Annotated in this window: 20 protein-coding genes and 1 pseudogene; 7 read left to right on the forward strand and 14 right to left on the reverse strand. The window is 67.0% G+C overall.

Features of this window, described 5'->3' with window-relative positions:
• Positions 1-307 precede the first annotated feature (307 nt).
• Genes ACTWPT_RS27675 through ACTWPT_RS27695 form a run of 5 tightly spaced genes read right to left on the reverse strand, consistent with a single transcriptional unit; the run spans position 308 to position 4767 of the window.
• Positions 308-1321: an amidohydrolase family protein gene (locus ACTWPT_RS27675; RefSeq protein ID WP_443180387.1), complete on the reverse strand. Its 1014-nt coding sequence runs from the start codon at positions 1319-1321 to the stop codon at positions 308-310.
• The gene (locus ACTWPT_RS27680) at positions 1318-2136 is read right to left on the reverse strand and encodes an ABC transporter permease (protein WP_443180388.1); all 819 of its coding nucleotides are present in this window, start codon (positions 2134-2136) and stop codon (positions 1318-1320) included. The genes ACTWPT_RS27675 and ACTWPT_RS27680 overlap by 4 nt, the downstream gene beginning before the upstream one ends.
• Positions 2133-2927, reverse strand: a complete 795-nt coding sequence (locus tag ACTWPT_RS27685; protein ID WP_443180389.1) for an ABC transporter ATP-binding protein — start codon at positions 2925-2927, stop codon at positions 2133-2135. Before ACTWPT_RS27685 ends, ACTWPT_RS27680 begins: the two co-directional genes overlap by 4 nt.
• Entirely contained in the window at positions 2927-3784 is an 858-nt protein-coding gene (locus tag ACTWPT_RS27690) for an ABC transporter permease (RefSeq protein ID WP_443180390.1), read from the reverse strand. The genes ACTWPT_RS27685 and ACTWPT_RS27690 overlap by 1 nt, the downstream gene beginning before the upstream one ends.
• Entirely contained in the window at positions 3781-4767 is a 987-nt protein-coding gene (locus tag ACTWPT_RS27695) for an ABC transporter substrate-binding protein (protein WP_443180391.1), read from the reverse strand. Before ACTWPT_RS27695 ends, ACTWPT_RS27690 begins: the two co-directional genes overlap by 4 nt.
• A 195-nt stretch (positions 4768-4962) precedes the next feature.
• On the opposite strand from ACTWPT_RS27695, the gene ACTWPT_RS27700 reads away from it, so the two are divergent.
• Both ACTWPT_RS27700 and ACTWPT_RS27705 read left to right on the forward strand, forming a co-directional pair.
• Positions 4963-5991, forward strand: a complete 1029-nt coding sequence (locus ACTWPT_RS27700; RefSeq protein WP_443180392.1) for a LacI family DNA-binding transcriptional regulator — start codon at positions 4963-4965, stop codon at positions 5989-5991.
• A 192-nt stretch (positions 5992-6183) separates the two neighbouring features.
• Positions 6184-7218 carry a LacI family DNA-binding transcriptional regulator gene (locus ACTWPT_RS27705; protein ID WP_443180393.1) on the forward strand — a complete coding sequence of 345 codons (1035 nt, stop codon included), beginning with the start codon at positions 6184-6186 and terminating at the stop codon, positions 7216-7218.
• A gap of 16 nt (positions 7219-7234) precedes the next feature.
• Here ACTWPT_RS27705 and ACTWPT_RS27710 read toward each other — a convergent pair whose 3' ends face one another.
• Genes ACTWPT_RS27710 through ACTWPT_RS27720 form a run of 3 tightly spaced genes read right to left on the reverse strand, consistent with a single transcriptional unit; the run spans position 7235 to position 10339 of the window.
• Entirely contained in the window at positions 7235-8089 is an 855-nt protein-coding gene (locus ACTWPT_RS27710; RefSeq protein WP_443180394.1) for a sugar phosphate isomerase/epimerase family protein, read from the reverse strand.
• Between the two features lie 2 nt (positions 8090-8091).
• Entirely contained in the window at positions 8092-9249 is a 1158-nt protein-coding gene (locus ACTWPT_RS27715) for a Gfo/Idh/MocA family protein (protein WP_443180395.1), read from the reverse strand.
• Positions 9250-9286: 37 nt separating this feature from the next.
• Positions 9287-10339, reverse strand: a complete 1053-nt coding sequence (locus ACTWPT_RS27720; RefSeq protein ID WP_443180396.1) for an amidohydrolase family protein — start codon at positions 10337-10339, stop codon at positions 9287-9289.
• Between the two features lie 65 nt (positions 10340-10404).
• Between ACTWPT_RS27720 and ACTWPT_RS27725 the strand changes: the two genes are divergently transcribed.
• From ACTWPT_RS27725 to ACTWPT_RS27740, 4 genes are read left to right on the forward strand one after another with little or no spacing between them, the layout of a single operon-like run.
• Positions 10405-11163, forward strand: a complete 759-nt coding sequence (locus ACTWPT_RS27725) for an SDR family NAD(P)-dependent oxidoreductase (RefSeq protein WP_443180397.1) — start codon at positions 10405-10407, stop codon at positions 11161-11163.
• Entirely contained in the window at positions 11160-12731 is a 1572-nt protein-coding gene (locus tag ACTWPT_RS27730) for an acyl CoA:acetate/3-ketoacid CoA transferase (protein WP_443180398.1), read from the forward strand. Before ACTWPT_RS27725 ends, ACTWPT_RS27730 begins: the two co-directional genes overlap by 4 nt.
• Before the next feature lies 1 nt (position 12732).
• On the forward strand, positions 12733-13506 hold the full coding sequence (locus ACTWPT_RS27735) for an enoyl-CoA hydratase/isomerase family protein (RefSeq protein ID WP_443180399.1): 774 nt from the start codon (positions 12733-12735) through the stop codon (positions 13504-13506).
• A 45-nt stretch (positions 13507-13551) separates the two neighbouring features.
• On the forward strand, positions 13552-14400 hold the full coding sequence (locus tag ACTWPT_RS27740; RefSeq protein ID WP_443180400.1) for a shikimate dehydrogenase family protein: 849 nt from the start codon (positions 13552-13554) through the stop codon (positions 14398-14400).
• Positions 14401-14405: 5 nt separating this feature from the next.
• Here ACTWPT_RS27740 and ACTWPT_RS27745 read toward each other — a convergent pair.
• From ACTWPT_RS27745 to ACTWPT_RS27755, 3 genes and pseudogenes are all read right to left on the reverse strand, one after another.
• Positions 14406-14674, reverse strand: a pseudogene (locus ACTWPT_RS27745) (transposase); the annotation flags it as partial.
• 25 nt (positions 14675-14699) lie between these two features.
• Complete coding sequence (locus tag ACTWPT_RS27750) at positions 14700-15800, reverse strand: hypothetical protein (RefSeq protein WP_443180401.1); 1101 nt, start codon at positions 15798-15800, stop codon at positions 14700-14702.
• A 292-nt stretch (positions 15801-16092) separates the two neighbouring features.
• On the reverse strand, positions 16093-16302 hold the full coding sequence (locus ACTWPT_RS27755; protein ID WP_443180402.1) for a hypothetical protein: 210 nt from the start codon (positions 16300-16302) through the stop codon (positions 16093-16095).
• A 1078-nt stretch (positions 16303-17380) separates the two neighbouring features.
• Here ACTWPT_RS27755 and ACTWPT_RS27760 point away from each other — a divergent pair.
• Positions 17381-18244, forward strand: coding sequence for a hypothetical protein (locus tag ACTWPT_RS27760; RefSeq protein WP_443180403.1), 864 nt, complete (start codon positions 17381-17383; stop codon positions 18242-18244).
• On the opposite strand, the gene ACTWPT_RS27765 is transcribed toward ACTWPT_RS27760, so the two are convergent.
• From ACTWPT_RS27765 to ACTWPT_RS27775, 3 genes are all read right to left on the reverse strand, one after another.
• A complete protein-coding gene (locus tag ACTWPT_RS27765; protein WP_443180404.1) occupies positions 18231-18497 on the reverse strand; it encodes a hypothetical protein in 267 nt (88 codons plus the stop codon). The genes ACTWPT_RS27760 and ACTWPT_RS27765 overlap by 14 nt on opposite strands.
• A gap of 160 nt (positions 18498-18657) precedes the next feature.
• The gene (locus ACTWPT_RS27770) at positions 18658-18843 is read right to left on the reverse strand and encodes a hypothetical protein (RefSeq protein WP_443180405.1); all 186 of its coding nucleotides are present in this window, start codon (positions 18841-18843) and stop codon (positions 18658-18660) included.
• A gap of 593 nt (positions 18844-19436) precedes the next feature.
• Complete coding sequence (locus ACTWPT_RS27775) at positions 19437-19994, reverse strand: group II intron reverse transcriptase/maturase (RefSeq protein ID WP_443180406.1); 558 nt, start codon at positions 19992-19994, stop codon at positions 19437-19439.
• Positions 19995-19998 lie beyond the last annotated feature (4 nt).

Genomic DNA, 19998 nt, shown 5'->3' on the forward strand with positions numbered 1-19998 from the left:
TTGACCAAGGAGGCGTGACCAGCCCGAACCTCACCGGCTAGAGAAACGCCCTCCAGGCGGCCACAGCCATGTCAGTCCAGCTCAAAGCCCAGATTCACATCTGTAGCCCGCCGAATTACGCGGAACGCGGGCCTATGGTCGGCCTCTGGCGATCATGCTGTGGTCGCCGGCATCGAATCGCCACGGGCGGCCGCGCGGACTCGCGGACCGGAAGGAGCCGGACCGGGTTCGTCACCGCCATGCTAGACAAGCGTTTCGCTGTGGCACCTCACCGATACCGTGGCGGGCCCGCTTCAGCAGGGCGTCGTCACACGCCCTCGTCGGTCAGCCGCATCAGGCGTCTGATGTTGAGATGGTAGATCTGCTCGCGGGCGGCGTCGGTGAGGTCGAGTGCGTCGATGACGCGGATCGTCTCACGGATGTACATCGGCCCGCCCTCGGGGTCGAAGGGGCAGTCGGTGCCGAACACGACATGGTCGGCACCGAAGAAGTCCAGGCCGCAGCGGGTGCCGATGTCGGAGCCCGACAGGGAGGTGTCCGCGTAGAAGCGGCGGAAGTAGTCCAGCGGCCGCCGCTGCAGCAGGTTCGCATAGTCTTCACCGGCGGTGCGGCTGCCGAGTTGGTCGCTCCAGCCCAGTCCGATCCGGCCTTCCAGGTAGGGGATCATGGCGCCCATGTGATGTGTGATGATCTTGATGTTGGGATGCCGTTCGAACAGGCCGGAGAAGACCATCCGGGCCATGGCGACACTGGTCTCGTACGGCCAGCCGAGCGCCCACCAGATCTCGTACTTGGAGGTGTCCTCGGTGGCGTAGTCGGTGAAGGCCGGGCCGCGGGCAGGGTGCATCCAGATGGGGAGGTCCCGCCTGGCCATCTCGTCGAACACGGCCTGGAACGCCGGATCGTCCAGCGGCCTGCCGTTGACGTTGGTGAACACCTGCACGCCGCGGGCGCCGAGGTCGTCGATGGCGAAGGCGAGCTCGTCCAGGGCGGCATCCGGATTGTTCATCGGCAGGGAGGCGACGAAGGCCGGGAACCGGTCGGGGTGCTTCTCGCACAGCTCGAGCATCGATTCGTTGGCCAGCCGGGCGAGGGCCGCGGATTCGCCGGGCCCGGCGAGCAGTTCGATCGGCGGTGAGGAGAGCGTGAGGATCTGCTGGTAGCCGTCGCCGAACTCGTCCATGATCCGCAGCCGCTCGTCGAGGTCGTGCAGTGCGGACAGCTCCAGCCAACGTTTGAGCGCGTCCGGGTCGACGGCGAGTTCGCGCATGCGCTCGAAGTATCGGGCGGGCAGGATATGGCTGTATGCGTCGACTTTCATCGATCTCCTCTTGACGTCTTCGGAATCCAGCGGGTGATCCTGCGGTCGACGACCTGGACCAGGGCGACGCCGCCGAGTGCGACGGCGATGATGACCAGGAGCACGGCGAGCACACTGGCGCTGTCGAACCGCCCGCCAGCCTCGGTGACGATGCGGCCCAGGCCCACGACGGCGATGAACATCTCGCCGTTGATCATGCCGGTGACGGCGCGGCCGATGCCGAGCCGGACGCCGGCCATGATCATGGGGGCGGCGGCCGGCAGCATGATGCGCAGCAGCACCTGGCGTTCGCTCGCGCCGTAGGAGCGGGCCATCTCCACCAGATGCCCGGGCACGGACTGGATCGCCGAGGCGGTGTTGATGATGATGACGAACATCGCGTACATGACCACCACGGCGATGATCGAGCCGCGGCCCTCTCCGAGCACGGAGAAGAAGATCGGCGCGAAGACCAGCGACGGGGCGGTGAGCAACGCGTAGACGTAGACGCCGAGGGCGGCCTCGACCCTGCGGTAGCGGCCCATGGCGACGCCGGTGACCAGGCCGGCCGCCAGGGAGAAGGCGAATCCGAGTGCGAGGTTGAGCAGGCTGTCGCCCAGGCTGCTCAAGATCACCCCACTGGAGGCCATGTCCGCGAGGCGGACCAGCACCGTGCTCAGCGGAGGGAAGAACGAGACGCCGGCGAGGTGTCCGATGAGCTCCCATGCCACTGCGCCGGCGGCCAGGCTGAGGGGGGCGGCCGGCAGTCTCCGCCAGGACAGCGGCCGGCGCGGGTGCGCCGTCCGCGCTCTGCGTTGTCCGGCCAGCGTGCTCATCGGGCCACCGTGGCGGGGCGGTGCTCTTCGTGCATGTCACGGAGCCGGTCCCACAGATAGGCGGTGATCTCGACATACTTGCCGGAGCGTTCGAGTGCGCTGACGTCGCTGGACCGCGGCCGTTGCAGCGGTACCGGGACGATCTCGGCGATGCGCCCGGGGCGCGCGCTCATCAGTACGACGCGGTCGCCCAGCAGGACCGCCTCCTCCATGCTGTGCGTGATGAACACGACGGTCAACCGGTGTTCCTCCCAGATCGCCAGAAGCTCTTCTTGCAGAAGGCGGCGGGTCTGCTCGTCCACGGCGCCGAACGGCTCGTCCATGAGCAGGACCCGCGGTTGTACGGCGAGCGCGCGGGCGATGCCGACCCGTTGCTGCATGCCGCCGGACAGTTCGCCAGGCCGCTTGGTCTCGAACCCGGACAGCCCCACCATCGCGATCAGCGATCGGGCACGCTCCTCGCGCTCGGCGCGGCCGACACCGCGCATCCTGAGCCCGAAGGCGACGTTGTCCAGCACGGTCGCCCAGGGCAGCAGCGCGAAGTTCTGGAACACCATGCTGCGGTCGGCGCCTGGCCCGCGCACCGGTGTGCCGTCGATGAGGATGTCGCCATCCTGCCAGGGGATGAGCCCCGCGATGGCCTTGAGTAGCGTCGTCTTCCCGCACCCGCTGGGCCCCAGCACGGTCAGGAATTCGTTCTCGCCCACGTCGAGGTCGACGTCCCGCAATGCCTCCACCCTGCCGCCGTCCTGGCCGACGAAGCTCTTGCTCAATCCACGGATTTCGATCATCAGGCGCTCCTTGCGGTAGTCGTCTGAGCCCAGCGGGTCAGTTTGCGTTCGCACCATCGCGCGACGGAGATCAGCAGGAGCGCCTCCGCCAGGATGATCACGATGGTGCCGTAGAGCAGCGGGGCCTTGAACAGGCCGCGGTACTCGAGGATCAGCCCACCCATCGCGGTGGACACCATGAGGAGTTCGACGAGCACCATCCCGGTGACCGCGCGCCCGACGCCCAGTCGGATGCCGGTCATGATCGCGGGCAGCGCGCCTGGCAGCAGGATCCGCGACCAGATCTGCCGCTCGGTGGCGCCGAACGAGCGGGCCATCTCGATCAGCGACGGGTCGACCTGCCGTACGCCGGCGCGGCTGTTGACCACCACCATCACGATCGAGAAGATCGTGACGAGGATGACCCGCGAGGTCAGCCCGAACCCGACCGACATGACCAGCAGCGGGATGATCGCCGCCATCGGGGTGACCAGCAGGATGTTGAGATAGACGTCGGCGAAGCGCTCCAGCGTCCGGAAGCGGCCGAGCACGATGCCCGCCGGCACGCCGACGACCACTGCGATCCCGAAGCCGAGGACCAGCGCCTGGTTGCTGACGTACATGGCCTGCCACAGCTCCGCGCTGCCCAGCAACTCCGCCGTTGCCTGGACCGTCTCGGTGAAGGTGGGGATGAGCAGACCGCCCCACTCGAGGGCGTACAGCTCCCAGGCGGCGGCGAAGACGGCGAACGTCAGCAGCTGGTACGGCAGGCTCGCGTTGGCGATCCGCCGCCACAGCGAGGGGCGCCGCCCGGGCTGGGGACCGGTGCGGAAGCCGGAGGTCCGGCGTCGCTCTCGGGGCGTGATGGCGGCGGTCATGCGGCCGACCGGACGAAGGTCAGATCGGCCGCGTCCTTCGCGGTCATGCCCTGCTTGATCACGCCGGCCCGGACGAAGAAGCTGATGGTGCTCTGGACGTTCTGCTCGGTCAGGCCTGCCGCGTTGAACAGTTTCGCCTTGACGTACCGTTCGGCGATCTTGGCAACGTTGGCGGCGTCCTCGTCGGGCAGGTACTTGGTCACCTGCCCGACCAGGTACTCCGGATCGGCGTTGATCTTCTCGTGCTCCCGTACCAGGGCCGTCACGAACGCCTGAGCCACGTCCTTGTGCTCGGTAAGGAATTCGGTGTTGGCGTACACGGTTTGCGGATGGACATCGGGCAGGCTCTTGGCGAAGTCGACGACCTGGGTGAATCCGGACTTGCCCTTCGACTCCAGGGTGACCACATCGGAGATCTCCAGCGGGGTCGCGTCGATCTGGCCGGCGACGAGGGCCTGGGCACGTACGTCCGACCCGCCGATCGTCAGGTATTCGGGCTTCTTGCCGCCGCACTCGGCGCTCACCCACTGCTTGGCCATGGCGGTCGCCACCGCGCCTTCACTGAAGATTCCGAACGGACGCCCGTTCAAGTCGGCGCAGGAGGAGATGCCGGGCTTGCCGTAGATCGCCCACTGGTTGCCGACCACATCGGCGATGATCTTGATGGGAGCGTCCTGCTCGATGGCGATCAGCGCCGGGCTCGTCGCCTCGGCCGAGATCGCATAGTCCCCCTTGGCCAGTCCCTCGATCGCCAGTTCCGGCTCCGCGAGCTCGATCACCTTGACCTTGTGACCCGCCTGGCGGACGGCGTCGACGGCCGCCAGGATCGGCACCGTCGTGATGTCCGGCTCGTTGACCGCCACGGTGATCGAGACCGTTCCGTCCGTGTTCGTGGCGGCGCCCCCGCCCCCGCCGCCACACGCGGCCGCGCAGGACACGGCCGCGAGCACGGCGATCCGTTTCACCCAGGTCCGGGCGTGCATAGCTCCTCCTTCAAGCCTCACTCAGTAGAGCTCATTGGCTAGGCAAACGTATGCCTTACGGGCAAGCTAATAGGGCGAGACACAGAGTCGTCAAGAGCTCATCATGGGTGAGACACAGGCGAATCGTCCTGTTCGTTTGCCGACCTGGGGCGGAGTCGGGCATGATTAGGCAAACGTTGTCCTAAGGAGCGAGCCGTGAGTTCACTGGTGGAGGTCGCGCGGGCGGCCGGCGTGTCCGTGTCCACCGCGTCACGGGTGCTGACCGGTTCCAGTCACCCCATCTCGGCCAAGACCCGTGCCAGGGTCATCGCCGTCGCCGAGCAACTGGGCTACTCGCCCAGCGCGTTGGCGCGTGCACTGGTCTCCCGCAACAGTCGCCTGCTGGGCGTCCTCGTGAGCGACATCGTCAACCCATACTTCTCCGTCATCGCTCGCGGCGTGGACGACGTGGCCAGCCGAGCCGGCTATGTCACCATGCTGTCCAACGTCGACAGGCGTACCGCCACGGAGATCAACCGCGTGCAGACCATGCGGGACTACCGAGCCGCCGGAATGATCTTCGCGGGCAGCGGCTACATCGACGACCCCCAGGCGCCGGAGCTGGCCAAGGCCGTCCGCCAAGCACAAGAACAAGGCATCAAGGTCGTCTCGCTCACCGTGCGCGAGCTCGGATGCCCGACCATCACCGCGGACAGCCGGACCGCCGCGTACGACATCACCGACCACCTCGTCTCGCTCGGCCATCGCCGGATCGCGTTCATCGAAGGCCCCGCAGGCATGATCGCCTCACAGCAGCGGCGTGACGGTTTCCTCGCCTGCATGCGTGATGCCGATCTCGCCGAGACCGCGGAATGCCACCCCGGCGGCTTCGACTATGAGGCCGGACACGCCGCGACCATGCGGCTCATCGCCCGCCCGCCCCTGCCCGACGCCATCCTCGCCGCCAACGACGAAGCAGCCGTCGGCGCGCTCAGCGCTCTTCGGCAGGCCGGCATCGACGTGCCGGGCCAGATCTCGGTCGCCGGCATGGACGACTTCAGAGTCGCCCAGTTCGTCGGCCTGACCACCGTGAGCCTGCCGCTGTACGAGATGGGCGCCATGGCCGCCCGGCACATCATCGACGCTCCGCCCGGCGCCGACAATGCCACGACCACCGTCCTGAGCCATCGGGTCATCCCCAGGGAGACCACCGCATGGCGCTCCACCGGCAGCACTCACCCGTGACCGGCTCGTGGTGAGCCGGATCCGGTCGGCGTGCCGGCCGTGGGCCGCAAGCGCTTTCACCTAGGTTCGGCTATTCCACGTCCTAGGCTTCTCCTATCATCAATCATCTGGTGTCAGCGCTTTCAGTTGTGATGATCGATCTCGCAAACGCTACACTGCGAGTCGCAACAGGGGTGTGGTAGGGGAGTGCCGATGTTGCCGGAAGGCCGCCCGGTCCGTCTGCAGGACGTCGCGGAGCACGCCGGGGTCTCGCTCGCCACCGCGTCCCGCATGTTGAGCGACGCGGATTACAAGGGACGGGCCTCCCTGCGCAACCGGGTCTTCTCGTCCGCGGCCGAGCTCGGATACCTGCCCAACCTGCACGCACGGGCCCTCGCCAGCTCGACCTCGACGAGTGTGGGGCTCGTCGTGCACGACGTGCGTGACTCGTACTTCGCCATGATCGCAGGAGGAGTGATCAAGGTCGCCGAGGCGCACAAGCTGCTCGTGACCATGGTATGCACTTATCGCGACCCGCAGCAGGAGCTCAACTACGTCAGCCTGCTCAGCGCGCAGCGCCCCCGCGCGATCATCCTGGCCGGCAGCTCGTTCTCCGACCGGGCTCATTCCGCCGCGCTGATGGAGCAGCTTTCTGCATATCAGGCCTCCGGGGGAGCGATCGTGTCGGTGACGCGGGGACGCAAGATCGGGCACGTCGTCGACGTGGGCAATGTCGAGGCCACCCGTCAACTCGCCCACCGGCTCGTCGATCTCGGGCACACCTCGTTCGGCGTGATCTCGGGGCCGGCCAAGCTCATGGCGGTGCGCGACCGCATGCGCGGGTTGCGGCTCGGCCTCCAGGATCGAGGCATCGAGCTCTCCTCCGACTCGATCGTCCGCGTGGACATCTCCCGAGACGGCGGGGCCCGGGGCGCCCGTCTGCTGCTCGACCGTCCGGACCAGCCGACGTGCATCTTCGGGATCGCCGACGTCGTGGCGGTCGGCGCGATGGCGTGGATGAGGTCCGCCGGTCTGCGTATCCCGGCGGACATCTCGGTGGCGGGGTTCGGCGGCACGCCGCTGGCCTCCGACGCCGTCCCGGGCCTGACCACGGTCCAACTCCCGCTTGAGCGCATCGGCCAGGTCGCGATGGAGCTCGCGCTGCTGCCCAGGGAGGAGCCACCTCACACCGTGGCGATTGGGGGCACCGTGCTGATGCGGGACAGCACGGCGCCGCCACAATCGTGACTCCCGGCCGAAACGATCAGCCGAGCACCCGCGCCGCGAACCGTTTCTTGATCATACGAATCACCTCGTCCGGAGGAGACGACCAGACCTTCTCATTGAAGATCTCGACCTCGATCGGTCCGCGGTAGCCGGTGGCGTCGACCGCGCGGGTGATCGACCGCAGGTCGATCACACCGTCGCCGGGCACGCCCCGGCCGAAGACCGGGTGCGGCTGTGGCACCAGCCAGTCGCACACCTGGTAGCCGATGATCCGATCGCCGGCGCGCCGGATGTCCTCGGCGAGTCGGGGATCCCACCACACGTTGTACGTGTCGACCGCGACGCCCACTTCGTCCGGCCGGAACTGCGCCGCCAGCTCGACTGCTTGGGCCATGGTCACGATGACCGACCGCTCCGCGCACATCATCGGATGCAGCGGTTCCACGGCGAGCCGCACACCGCGCTCCACCGCGTAGGGCACGAGCTCGGCCAGACCATCGCGCACGGCGTCGCGGGCGGCCGGAAGGTCGCGATCGGCCGCTACCCCGCCGCAAACGAGGTACAGGACGTCGGCGCCCAGCTGCGCGGTCATGTCGATCGCCCGCTCGTTGTCAGCCCGGCCGGACCATGGTCCGTCGGGGCTGTTGTCGGTGAAGAAGCCGGCACGGCAGACGCTGGAGACCGCGACGCCGTGGTCGCCGAGGATCTTGACGGCCTTCTCCACGCCGATCTCCGCGACGCGATCCAGCCACGCGCCCACGTATCTGATGCCGTGGCGCGCGCATCCCCGTACGGTCTCCTCGAAGGTCCAGCTCTTCACCGTGATCTGGTTGATGCTGAGGCGGTCCGTGTCCATCGGCGCGTCCTCCTCGGTGGAGGGATGAATGTCCATCACTACGCCGGAATCTCCAGGTCGGGGATGTCGATCCAACGGCGCTCGTGCCACGATCGCATCGCGAGCTCGGCGAGCTGAACGCCTTTGGCCCCTTCCAGCAGGTCCCAGGGGAACTCGGCGTCCTCGACGACGTGGCGGAGGAACATCTCCCACTGAATGCGGAACGCGTTGCCGAACTCCTGGTTGTCCGGAACCTCCGACCAGCCGGCCCGGAAGTCGATCGGGTTGGGGATGTCAGGATTCCAGACCGGCATCGGGGTGTTGGCGCGCGACTGCACGCGGCAGTCACGCAGCCCGGCGACGGCGCTGCCCAGCGTGCCGTCGAGCTGCCATTCGCCGATCTCGTCGCGGTACGGGCGGGTCACCCACGAGGTGGTGAACTGCGCCAGCACACCGTTGTCGAACTGGAACATGCCATACGCCGCGTCCTCGGCCGTCGCCCGGTATTCGTCGCCGTTCTCGTCCCAGCGGCGGGGGACGTGAACCTGGCCGTGGCAGAGCACGGACTTGACCGGTCCGATGATGTTGTCGAGCACGTACCGCCAGTGCGGGTACATGTCCAGGATCAGGCCGCCCCCTTCCTCCGCGCGGTAGTTCCACGATGGCCGGTTGGGCTGCTGCCAGTCGCCTTCGAAGACCCAGTACCCGAAGTTGAGCCGGAAGCTGAGGAGGTCTCCGAAGAATCCGCCGTCGATCAGCCGCTTCAGCTTGCGGATTCCCGGCAGGAACAGCTTGTCTTGGACGACTCCGTGCTTGACACCGGCCGCGTTGGCCAGCCGGACGAGTTCGATCGCCTCATCGAGGTCGCCCGCGGTCGGCTTCTCGCAGAAGACGTGCTTGCCGGCCGCGATGGCCTTCTTGACGGCCGCGGCGCGCAGGTCGGTGAGCTGGGCGTCGAAGTAGATCGTGTCGTTCGGATCGGCGAGGGCCTCGTCGAGGCTGGTCGTCCAGCGATCGACGCCGTAGCGGCTCGCGAGTTCCTTGAGCTTGGCGGCGTTGCGGCCGACGAGGATCGGGTCGACGAGGAGTTTTCGTCCATCGGCGAGGGTCAGCCCGCCCTGGTCCCTGATGGCGATGATCGACCGGTCGAGGTGCTGGCGAGTCCCCATCCGCCCGGTGACGCCGTTCATGATGATGCCCACCCGGATCTGATCCATGCTCACTCTTTTCTTGAGGATAAACTGCAAGCGCTTTCTATATTTGCCACGATTCCCCTGTCAAGGCCGCCGGGCGGCGGGAGCCGGCCAGCAGCCGGTGTGCGGTGGCTCCCAGGACGGCCGCGACCTGCTCGGCGGACAGGCGTTCCCCTTGAACGGCGGCCCTGGTGACGGCCTCGACGGGATCGGCGCACCCCGTCGGGAACGGGTAGTCGCTGCCGAGCATCACCTGGCCGGCGTCGGCGAAGCCGATCAGCCATGACAGGGCCTGAGCGGAGTGGGTCAGCGAGTCGAAGTAGAGCCGCCGCAAGCATTCGCTCGGCGCGGCCATGCCTGGCGCCCGTTCCAGGGCGGCGATCGCGTCGAAGCGCCCGGCGACGTAGGGCAGGAAGCCGCCCCCGTGTACGACGCAAAGGCACAGCTCGGGGAAGCGCTGGAGCGTTCCGGCCAGCGCCATGGCGCCGACGGCCGCCGTCGACTGTGCGGGATTGTCCACGATGTCGGTCAGGCGGGAGAAAGCGATCCCGGCAGGTGAGGCCGGCCGCCAGGGATGGAGGAGAACAAGGGCGCCTGCGCGGCTCGCCGCGTGCCAGAACGGATCCCAGTCGGGCTCGTGGAGGGCGGGCCCGGAGCCTCCGAGACCGATCTCGGCGCCGTGGAAACGGCCGGTGTCCAGGCAGCGGGCCATCTCGGCGGCGGCGGAGCGCGGATCCCGCCGGTCCACCAGCGCCAGGCCGCGAAGCCGGGCGGGCGCGTGGTCGACCAGCTCTCCGAGGGAATCGTTGACCATCCGGACGAACCGGGCGCCGTCGCGAGGGCCGAGCTCGTCAGGTGTCAGCTCCATCCATGGCGAGACGACCTGGACGTCTACTCCCATCTCATCCATCGCGCTCAGCCGACGGGACGGATCGGTCAGCCGCTCGTCGATCACCGGCGTCACGCGGCCGCCGATGTCGAGGTGGGTCCCGTCCCCGTCCTCCAGCAGGTCCACGCCGAGGCGATCGGCTCGCAGGTGCTCGATCAGGGTGTGCGGCACGGCGTGCGCGTGCACGTCGATGACCGGGGTCCTCCTGCGGCCTTCTGTTGCCATTGTCGTCATGCTGTGAGAACGTACATGAAAATTGAAAGCGCTTTCTAGTAGAGAAGGCTGATCGGATGCGCTTGCAACCCCTGCTCGACCGGGTCGTCCTCGTCACGGGGGCCGGTCGCGGGATAGGGAGATCCATCGCGATGGCCGCCGCTCGTGGCGGAGCCCACGTCGCCATCGCGTACCACTCGAGTGAGGCCGGGGCCCGTGAGGTCTCCGAGGAGATCCAGGCCCTCGGCCGCGACGCCGACATCCACCCGTGCGACGTGTCGGACCGCGGCGAGGTGTTCGCTGTCACGGCCTGGGCCGAGAAACGCTTCGGGCGGATAGACGGCCTCGTGAACAACGCCGGCATCATGCCGGAGTCCCCGTTCCTCGAGATGCCCCCGGAGGACTGGGACCTCGTCCTGAAGACCAATCTGTCGGGCATGTTCCATGCCAGCCAGGCGGTGATTCCCGGGATGCTGGAGCAAGGCGGAGGCGTCATCGTCAACATCGCTTCCAGGCTCGGCCTGACCGGCTGGCCGAGGGTCGCGCACTACGCGAGCGCGAAAGCCGGAGCGATAGCGCTCGCCAAGTCGATCTCGCGGGAGTTCGGGCAGCGCGGAATCCGGGCGAACGCCGTGGCGCCCGGCGTCACCAACACCGCCATGGGGCGCACCGTGATGGTGGGCGAGGTCGGGCGCCAGCGTATGCGGGAGCTGCCTCTCGGCCGGTTCGGGGAGCCCGAGGAAGTGGCCGAGTGTGTGGTCTTCCTCCTCTCGGACGCCTCCAGTCTTCTTCTCGGCCAAACGCTGAGTCCCAACGGCGGCGGGCTGATGCCATGAGTGGCAAGCTCATCGGCGTCGAACAGGCCGTGGATTCGGTCCGCGACGGCGACGCCCTGTGGATCGGCGGGTCGGGCGCGGGCCACGGCGTCCCGCAGTTGTTCATCGACGAACTCGCCGCGAAGTTCGCCCGTTCGACGTCGCCGCGCGACCTAACGACCGTGCGCGTCGTCGGAATCGGCGACTTCGGCGACCGGGGCCTCTCCCAGCTCGCGCTGCCGGGGCTCACCCGGTGCACCATCGGGAGCAACATCGGCAACGAGCCGCGCCTGGGCGCGCTGGTGGCCGAGGGTGCGATCGAGTCCTATTCGTTCCCCCAGGGTGTGCTCTCGGCGTTGTGCCGTGACATTGCGGCGGGCCGCCCGGGCCACCTCACCCATGTGGGCCTGGGCACCTACGTGGACCCACGCCAGACCGGCGGGCGTCAGAACGGGCGCACCACCGAGGAGCTGGTCCAAGTCGTCGAGCTGGCGGGGAGGGAGTGGCTCTTCTACCCCGCACTGCCGGTCGACGTCGCGGTGATCCGCGCGACCACCGCCGACGAGGACGGCAACCTGACGTTCGAACGCGAGCCGATTCTCGGGGACTCCCTCGCGTTGGCCATGGCCGCCCGCAACAGCGGTGGTCTCGTCATCGCCCAGGTCGAGCGCCTGGCGGCGCGGGGCGCGCTGCGCCCGAACGAGGTGCGGATCCCCGGCGCGATCGTCGACCACGTCTACGTCGACCAGGAGCAGAGGCAGACCTACAGCACCGGCTACTCCCCCTTCTACTCAGGAGAACTGCGCATGCCATCCGGCGGCGGCGTCCCGACGCCGCTGAACGTCCGCAAGGTGATCGCGCGCCGAGCCCTCCTCGAATTCCGCCCGGGCGACATCTGCAACCTGGGCTTCGGCATCTCCCAGCAGATCGGCGCCGTGGCCGCTGAGGAGGGCGTGTCCGAACGCTTGACCCTCACGGTCGAGCAGGGGATCTTCGGGGGCATCCCCGCGCACGGCCCGGACGGCGGTGCGGGGGTGAACTACCAGGCGCGCCTGGACCAGCCCTCGATGTTCGACTTCTACGACGGGGGTGGCCTCGACATCGCGAGTCTCTCGTTCGCGCAGGTGGACCAGCACGGGAACGTCAACGTCCACGCGTTCGACGAGCGCATGAGAGGCCCGGGCGGATTCGTCAACATCAGCGCTCTGACCAGGCGCCTCTGCTTCGTCGGGACGTTCACGGCCGACGGCGTGCGCGTCGCGCTGACTGACGGGGCTCCCAAGATCGAACGCGAGGGGGTCCAGCTCAAGTTCGTCAAGGCTGTCAGAGAGATCAGCTTCAACGGCCGGATGGCGCTGAGCAAGGGGCAGACGGTCCGGTACATCACCGAACGCGCTGTCTTTGCCCTGACGGCGGAGGGCCTGGAGTTGATCGAGATCGCCGACGGGCTGGACGTGGAAAAGGACGTGCTCGCGCACATGGAGTTCCGGCCAAAGGTCAGCGGGCGCCTCCGCCGCATGGACGCACGCCTGTTCCTCCCCGCTCGCATGGGGATCGCCGCCGACTTCGCCGCCGACGAGAGGAGCTGACATGGCCGCGCTGGTCAACGTGACATATGGGGTGTGCGCGGAGATCGAGCTGGACAACCCGCCGATGAATGTGGTCTCACACGAGATGACCGCCCGGCTCCGCGAGACGTTGCGCGCCGTCGAAGCCGATGAGCGCACCCGTGTCGTCGTGCTCCACGGCGCCGGCGATCGGGCGTTCTGCGCGGGATCGGACATCGCCGAGTTCGAAGACCTGCACGGCCGGGTGGCCGAGGGCAAGCTCCTGCTGGAGAAGCTGGTCTACCGGCAAGTGGCCAAGCTGCGGGTGCCGTCCATCGCGGCCATCGAGGGGTACGCGCTCGGCGGGGGCCTCGAACTCGCCCTGTGCTGCGACCTACGGATCGCGGGGAAGCGTGCCAGACTTGGCCTGCCTGAGCTGAAGCTCGGGGTCGTCCCGGGAAGCGGCGGCACCCAACGGCTCCCGCGCATCGTCGGGCCCGCCCGTGCCAAAGAGATCATACTGCTAGGGGAGATTCTCGACGCCTCGACCGCTTTATCGATCGGCCTGGTCAACCGCGTGGTGCAGGCGGGCTCAGCCCTGGCCGCGGCGCGCGAGATGGCGGAGACGATCGCCGCCCGCGGGCCGGTCGCGGTACAGACCGCGAAATCACTCATCGACCAGGCGACCGAGCGGGCCCTGGACGACGGGCTGGCCCTCGAACTCGACGCGTCAGAGAAGATCTTCTCCACACAGGACGCCCTCGAAGGCGCGCGGGCCTTCCTGTCGAAGCGTCCGCCGACCTTCACCGGTCGCTGACCGATGATCTGCATGGAGTCTTCGACAATCTTCAGGGGAATCGTGATGCGTACAGTCGTTCTGTTCGGAAACCCGCTGCGCCGTGCCCATTCCGTCGTCATGCACAACACCGCGTTCGCCGCCTTCGGCATCGACGCCCGTTATGAACTGCGCGAGGTGCAGGAGTCACAACTGGCCGGTCAGGTGCGGCAGGCCAAGAGAGAGAAGTGGCTCGGCTTTCAGGTCACCGCGCCGTACAAGCAGGCGATCATGCCCCTGCTCGACGAGGTCGAGCTCGGCGCCCGGCGCATCGGCGCCGTCAACAGCGTGGACATCGACGAGGAGGGCCGGCTGGTCGGCTTCAACACCGACGTGACCGGCTTCATGACGGGAGTGCGGGCCTGCGTGGGCGAGGACTTGACGGGCGCGCGGGTCGTCGTCGCCGGCTCGGGCGGGGTGAGCCACGCCGCGACGTACGGCCTGGCCGGGGCGGGAGTCGGCCGCCTCACCGTCCTCGACCTCGATGCGGCCGACTCGCGCAGGCTCGCCGATGAGTTCAGCGCATTCGCCCGGATCGAGCCGATGGCCCTTGACGATCCGCAGGCACGCGACCGGCTCGCCGAGGCGGATCTGTTCGTCAATGCCACGTCGGTCGGCATGCTGAGCTCGGGTCCCGTGGTGGACGTCGACCACATCTCATCAGCGGCCGCGGTGTTTGACGTCGTGTACATCCCCAGAGAGACCGAGCTCGTGCGCCGGGCGAAGGCCCGCGGCATGCGCGCGGCGGGCGGCACCGACATGCTGGTGGCCCAGGCGGCCACGGCCTTCGTCCGCTGGACCGGCACGGACGATCCCACGAGCGTCATGCGAGAAGCACTCGAACCGTTACTCCTTCGCGATGACCTCGTTCCCTGATGCGCTGAGGGAGCGGGCTGGGTGACCCAGCGTTTGCGGCCCTTGCCCCTCGGATCCAAGCTCATGATCGCCATGTAGACGCACTTGAGAGCGGCCTGCTCGTTCGGGAAGTGGCCGCGGGCCTTGACCGCCCGCCGGATCCGCGCGTTGACCGACTCGAGCGTTGATCGAGCGGATGACGCGGCGGATCTCGGTGTCGAAGTTGAGGAAGGGCACGAACTCGGCCCCAGGCGTCCTCCCACAACTTCACGATCGCCGGGTACTCACCACCCCAGACGGAGCCCCCGACCAAGGGCCAGTTACTCGAAGGCGCGGTGGAGCTGGGTCATAGTGCTCTCGACGCGGCTCTTGTTGCCGACGACCACGTAGGTCTCGTAGTTGACCTTGTCGCCCTTGTCCATGGCTCCACTGGGGCTGGTGACCTGGATGGTGTTCTCGCCGAAGTGGCCGTTGTAGTCCATGGGCTCGCGGGTCATCGTGTAGTAGTAGGCCTTGCCGCCGAGAACCTCGGGCTTGACGTACATGCCGAGGCAGTAGTTGCCGTCGTCCGTGCAACGGACCATGGGGTCCTTGCTCGCGTGGGAGGCCACGGGCTTGGGCGACAGGCGACGGGTGGCGGGGCTGTAGGAGTAGACCTTCGTGAAGTCCGGCTGCAGGTAGGCGACGAGGACGCCACTGAAGTGGTCGTGTCGTTCGTCCTCCGAGGTGATCGTGGCGGTGGCGCGGAAGACGTTCTCCAGCGCGGGGGCGTCGTGATCTGGCGCGAGCTCGATCGCGGTCTTCAGCCAGTACGGCGACAGCCCCATGGTGAACGGGACGCGCTTGTCCTGGTAGTCGGCGCTGAGGCAGTCGCCCCAGCCCGGTTTCGTGTCCTCGAGGGTCACGAACATCGCGGGTCTCGACTCCGTGCGGATGGTCCAGCCGGACTTGGCCATGGTGTAGAGCGCGCTCGTGCTGGGTTCGTGGTAGGGAGGCTTCTTGCCCTCGTCGTCCTTGCGAGTGCCGGCCTGCGTGGGGTTGTAGCACTCGCTCGCCGCCTCACCCTTCTGCCAGGCGTGGAAGGCGTACTGGAAGGCGGCGCCGTGGCCGCCGCTGGAGATGAACTCCTTGTTGTTCACCTTGACCGACGCGATCGCGCCGGCCAGCGCCGTGGACGTCGTGACCGCCAGCGTGTTGCGCTTGTCGACCACGATGGTCGCCGTGACGTCCGGGAACGTCCGGTCATAGTTCTTCTTCGTGGCGCACTTGGACTTGTACGTGAGCACGAAGTCGTTGTAGGACGGGCTGTCCCGTGGCGGCGCCTCGCACGCGCCCTGCGCGGCTGTCGCTGCCACCGGGGCGATCGCGGCTGTCATGAGCGTGACCGCGGCCAGTACGGCCCCCTGTCGGATGAATCTCATGATCGAATTGAAGGGGAGATCGCCCGCAGAGCGCTATCTCCAACGCGCAGCTGGTGCTGCGCTATATGGATAGCCGACGTCGTGAACCCTCATAATCTCCACTCCACTCTCAAGTACAACCAGGCGAACAGCCCGGCAGCTCTGGGCCTTCAGAGAATCAGCCGCTCTCCGCTTCGCGCCATCAGGCGTAGCCCGCACGGCCCCTGGCCACCTGCCCCATGTGCTCGCCTGCCTGCGCAATCTGGTCGTAAGCCAATCAGAAGGTTCTGTGACGCTGGGTGAAAGGCGCTGATCAAGCCTCGAGTGCGACGGGCGGCAACGAGGAGTTGCCGGAGTTGCGGCCCTGCCGACGTTCCAGCTCGGCCACCCGCGCGCTCAGTTGCCCGACCGTCGCCTCCAGGTGCGCGATCGGCTGCCGCTGCGCTTCGATCGTATGCATCTGCCGGACCACCAGCGCGGCCAGATCGTCATACGACGAGCGGCGGCTCGCAGGCTTCGACACATAAAGATCATTCCACGATGCGACCCGTGCTCAAACCGGTGTGATCACGAGCTGCTGAATGCTTACGTCGAGCCCGGAGACATCGGCGGACGCCCCTCCTTGCGAGACGGTGTGATAAGGACCGCCGGTGTTTCCGCATGTCTGGAGCCTATTAAGGGCAAGAAATCATCAGGGTCCGCTGTTGACAATTCCCTCAGCCCGTCGCCTCGGCGCAGGAACCGGCATCTACCTCCGCCATCCTCAAGATCGCTCAGATGGCCGAACTCGAGGTCTTAAAGCGTTGCCGGTGATGCCTCCACTATCCCGAATGCGGAGTGGATCAGACGTAACGCGGATATTACCTGCCGCTGGGTGCGGCTAGGCTCATCCAGCCCCCTAGATCGACGCAGGATGTGCACGGCGCCCGCGTGCGAACGAGACCGCATCCGTTGCTGCCATCGCCGGATTCAGCGGCTCGGCAGCTCGCAGAGCTGTGCATGGCGACGTCTCATGTCGACCTCGATAAAAGGCATCGATTGACGGAGTCATCCTGCGCAGACACGCCACAGGAGAAGCCTTGCGAAGATATCTGACGGTATTAGCGTGTCTCACGGCTCTGATAGTGCCCGGGACTCAAGCAAACGCCATGTCCGAGTCCACGACCGAGGACGCGTGCCGCCTGGTGGCGACGGCACCTACTCTTGGCGTGGGAGGTGTCATCCGCGCAACGGCCACCAGGATCGGCTGCGAGAACCCCGCGGCTCTCCACGTGCGCATCGTGCAGTCCCGGCCGGGCTCAGACCGGGTGCTCAAGAGCGCGTCTCGTACCGTGACGAACGGTGACGTCGCGGTGAGCATCCGTTGCACTAGCCGTCCCCTCTACATGATTGGGCTGGACGGAGACGGGCACAGGCAGCGCTCGAGCATGGTTCGCCTGATATGTGGCCCCACGCCCACGCCCACTCCGAGCCCCACGAGCAGCCCGAAACCCACCGTCAGTGCGAGCCCCACCGTCAGTCCGAGCCCCAAACCCACCGCGACCCCGAAACCCACCGCGACTCCGACTTCCACCGCTACCCCGACTGCGCCGGCGAAGGGATTGCTTGGCTGGGAACTCACCGCGGCGAATACCGGCCTCACGGCGATCGGCATGTCCTGTGACGCCCTCCCGGTCTATACGGGCAGCAGCAAGCCGGCCGCGGGGACCACGATCTCCGGCAAGCGCATAGAGACCGGGCTGGACCTGTCGGCCGGGGACATCCTCGTCGAACGCTCATGCATCCGCCCGAAGAAGCTCGGGATCACGCAGCCGTTGGTGACCACCACGGGCGAATGCACCGGTAACAGTTGTGTGGTGACTCCGGGGAAGGTGACGATTCGTGACTCCGAATTCGACGGATCAAAGCTGAGCGCCAAGACCATTGCGGGCTCATGCGCGTTCCTCGGCGTTGGAATTCTGCAGCGTAACCGCATGCATGGCATGGGTTCGGGCATCTGCTTCTACAATACGGGAAAGCGCCTGGATGCCATCGCGGAAGGCAATTACATCCACCACCTCCGATCGGACGGTGAGTCGCACAATGACGGCGCCACCATCCGGGACTTCGTGACGACGAGCACGCCCGACCGCAGGGCCGTCTTCCGCGGCAACCGCATCGACTGCTCATCGGGAAACGACACCGGCGCGCTGTTCATCCAGACTCTCGGCGCTGACATCGACCAGGTGACCATCGAGCAGAACCTGCTCGAGGGCGGCGGCTATCAGCTCGGCCTGGAAGCGGGCTTCGGACACGTGTACGGCAAGCACATGCGAGCCGTCAACAATCGCTTCTCCGGCACCGGCTGGGGCGCCCGCTACGTGGAACGCAAGAGCCTGAGCTACGGCTGGAGTGAGTGGCGGGACAACTACATCAACGATCCCGCCCAGGCCGGCAACAAGGGCCGTGCCGTCACCGCACCTTAACCAGCGCATCGGACGCGTGATTCACCGCGTTCTGTGTCACCGCGCGTCCGATGCGGTATCTATCCGGAATCTCGAAAAGGTAATTGTGCCCTCCATATCGGGCACCTCCCCGCGGCCGGGGCCCGTCCTTGCCGCCCTTGGCGTCGCGGATCTGCAGGACCCCGGCACCGGTGTCGACGTCGCCCGGGCGCAGCAGCCGGGCTTCGGAAGCGCGCAGGCCGCAGGCGTAGATCGTCCGGAACAGCACCGGCATGACCAGGTGCCGGCGGCCGCTACAAGGAGCTGTACGAGGGCAACATCGGTATGCACCGTCGCCCGCCCTTCCTCCAACGCACGCCGTATGTCTTCGACCACGCCTCACCCTCTCAACAGACCAAGGCACATGCCTGGTCGATGATCTCGATGAGGTGCAGTTAACAGGGGCTCACGGTGGTGCCGGATGCGGCGATGCCGATGGTCGCGGCTGCGGTGACAGTCGTAGCGATCGGCATGGCGGTCAGGTAACCGATCCACACCGTCAGGGCGCCGCCGACGGCCGCCGCCGTGCAGGCGGACGCCGTGGCCATGATGAAGAAGGCCACTTTGATGAGACCACTCATGCCGTTCGAGCAGCGGCGTAGCGCTGGGCCAGGCCCTGCTCCGGCCGATCCGTAGCCCCCACGAAAGAGTCCTGCGTCAGCTCGTACAGATCACTGTCCGAAACATGCACTCCGGACGACGTTATCTGGATAGCCGCTGTCGCATTCACCGCCTACGTTCACACCCAAAGGCGGCGACGCGACTGAGCAAGGAAAAGCAAACATGGCCATTGCTCTGGCTTTATCGACAAAGCCAGCGCCAACTCATCCATCTCCTATTCCAGGGAGGCACCATGCGCACGAAAATCCTCAAGGTCATTGGCGGGACGTTAACCGCTCTGGCCCTGACCACGGCGCCGGCGTACGCGGGCGGACCTTGGCTCATGCAGTGGGCCGAGCGGTCAGTGGCATGAGCGTGTGCGTCGGCAGCGCCCCAGTATGGTGAGATGGCGGCTGTGGTGATCAGCGAAGTCGGCGGCTGGCCGGTGGGCGAGACCCTTGAGGACCTCACCGAGTACGCGATGGCGCAAGGCGCTGAGGGATACGATGTTCACGAGGTAAGGCTGTGCAGGTGCGCGGCGTGCGGCGGACATATCTTCGGCGTTCATGGTGATCTAGAGGAGCACGCAGCGAAGCGCATATGCCGCGGCTGCGGTGCGGAGCATTTCATCGCGGACAGCGGCCAATACTGGGATGACGCCACGTCCGGCATCATGGTCTGCGAGTGCGACGGTGACGGCGACGAAGAGGACTTCAACGTCGCCGTGGGCTACTCTCTCTACGCCGATGGTGACGGGATCCGTGCGATCGCCATCACGAGTCGCTGTGTCGCGTGCGGGCGTCTCGGCTACTGGGACGACTGGATGATCCGCGGCGGCGAGATGCACCTGTTGGATCTCGCGTAGCTCTTCCTTGCACAGCCAGCAGGCATCCTCAGCGCACTGACATCGGCGGAAGAGGACGACAGCGCGCTTGGTCTTGTCCTTGTACTTGCGGGCCATCGCCGACACCATGGATCGGTGTTTGGCGGCCAGCGTTTTCAGCAGTGAGGTCTGCATGACCCAGTGCAGCCGGTTGAGTCGATAGACGTCGCCGGCCAGCAGGTAATACTGGTCGATGCCCCGGTACTCCGCGCCGTACGTGCTGATGATCGTGTGGTCGTCGAAGTTCATCAGT

The sequence above is a fragment of the Nonomuraea sp. 3N208 genome, assembly GCF_052245935.1.
Lineage (GTDB): Bacteria > Actinomycetota > Actinomycetes > Streptosporangiales > Streptosporangiaceae > Nonomuraea.

Excerpts from the sequence above, each read along its gene's own strand:
- ACTWPT_RS27735 (WP_443180399.1), top strand. The coding sequence starts at position 12,733 with ATGGCCGCGCTGGTCAACGTGACATATGGGGTGTGCGCGGAGATCGAG.
- ACTWPT_RS27765 (WP_443180404.1), bottom strand. The coding sequence starts at position 18,497 with ATGCCGGTGCTGTTCCGGACGATCTACGCCTGCGGCCTGCGCGCTTCC.
- ACTWPT_RS27690 (WP_443180390.1), bottom strand. The coding sequence starts at position 3,784 with ATGACCGCCGCCATCACGCCCCGAGAGCGACGCCGGACCTCCGGCTTC.
- ACTWPT_RS27695 (WP_443180391.1), bottom strand. The coding sequence starts at position 4,767 with ATGCACGCCCGGACCTGGGTGAAACGGATCGCCGTGCTCGCGGCCGTG.
- ACTWPT_RS27730 (WP_443180398.1), top strand. The coding sequence starts at position 11,160 with ATGAGTGGCAAGCTCATCGGCGTCGAACAGGCCGTGGATTCGGTCCGC.
- ACTWPT_RS27720 (WP_443180396.1), bottom strand. The coding sequence starts at position 10,339 with ATGGCAACAGAAGGCCGCAGGAGGACCCCGGTCATCGACGTGCACGCG.
- ACTWPT_RS27680 (WP_443180388.1), bottom strand. The coding sequence starts at position 2,136 with ATGAGCACGCTGGCCGGACAACGCAGAGCGCGGACGGCGCACCCGCGC.
- ACTWPT_RS27750 (WP_443180401.1), bottom strand. The coding sequence starts at position 15,800 with ATGAGATTCATCCGACAGGGGGCCGTACTGGCCGCGGTCACGCTCATG.
- ACTWPT_RS27705 (WP_443180393.1), top strand. The coding sequence starts at position 6,184 with ATGTTGCCGGAAGGCCGCCCGGTCCGTCTGCAGGACGTCGCGGAGCAC.
- ACTWPT_RS27740 (WP_443180400.1), top strand. The coding sequence starts at position 13,552 with ATGCGTACAGTCGTTCTGTTCGGAAACCCGCTGCGCCGTGCCCATTCC.
- ACTWPT_RS27725 (WP_443180397.1), top strand. The coding sequence starts at position 10,405 with ATGCGCTTGCAACCCCTGCTCGACCGGGTCGTCCTCGTCACGGGGGCC.
- ACTWPT_RS27775 (WP_443180406.1), bottom strand. The coding sequence starts at position 19,994 with ATGAACTTCGACGACCACACGATCATCAGCACGTACGGCGCGGAGTAC.
- ACTWPT_RS27710 (WP_443180394.1), bottom strand. The coding sequence starts at position 8,089 with ATGGACATTCATCCCTCCACCGAGGAGGACGCGCCGATGGACACGGAC.
- ACTWPT_RS27715 (WP_443180395.1), bottom strand. The coding sequence starts at position 9,249 with ATGGATCAGATCCGGGTGGGCATCATCATGAACGGCGTCACCGGGCGG.
- ACTWPT_RS27770 (WP_443180405.1), bottom strand. The coding sequence starts at position 18,843 with ATGAGTGGTCTCATCAAAGTGGCCTTCTTCATCATGGCCACGGCGTCC.
- ACTWPT_RS27685 (WP_443180389.1), bottom strand. The coding sequence starts at position 2,927 with ATGATCGAAATCCGTGGATTGAGCAAGAGCTTCGTCGGCCAGGACGGC.
- ACTWPT_RS27675 (WP_443180387.1), bottom strand. The coding sequence starts at position 1,321 with ATGAAAGTCGACGCATACAGCCATATCCTGCCCGCCCGATACTTCGAG.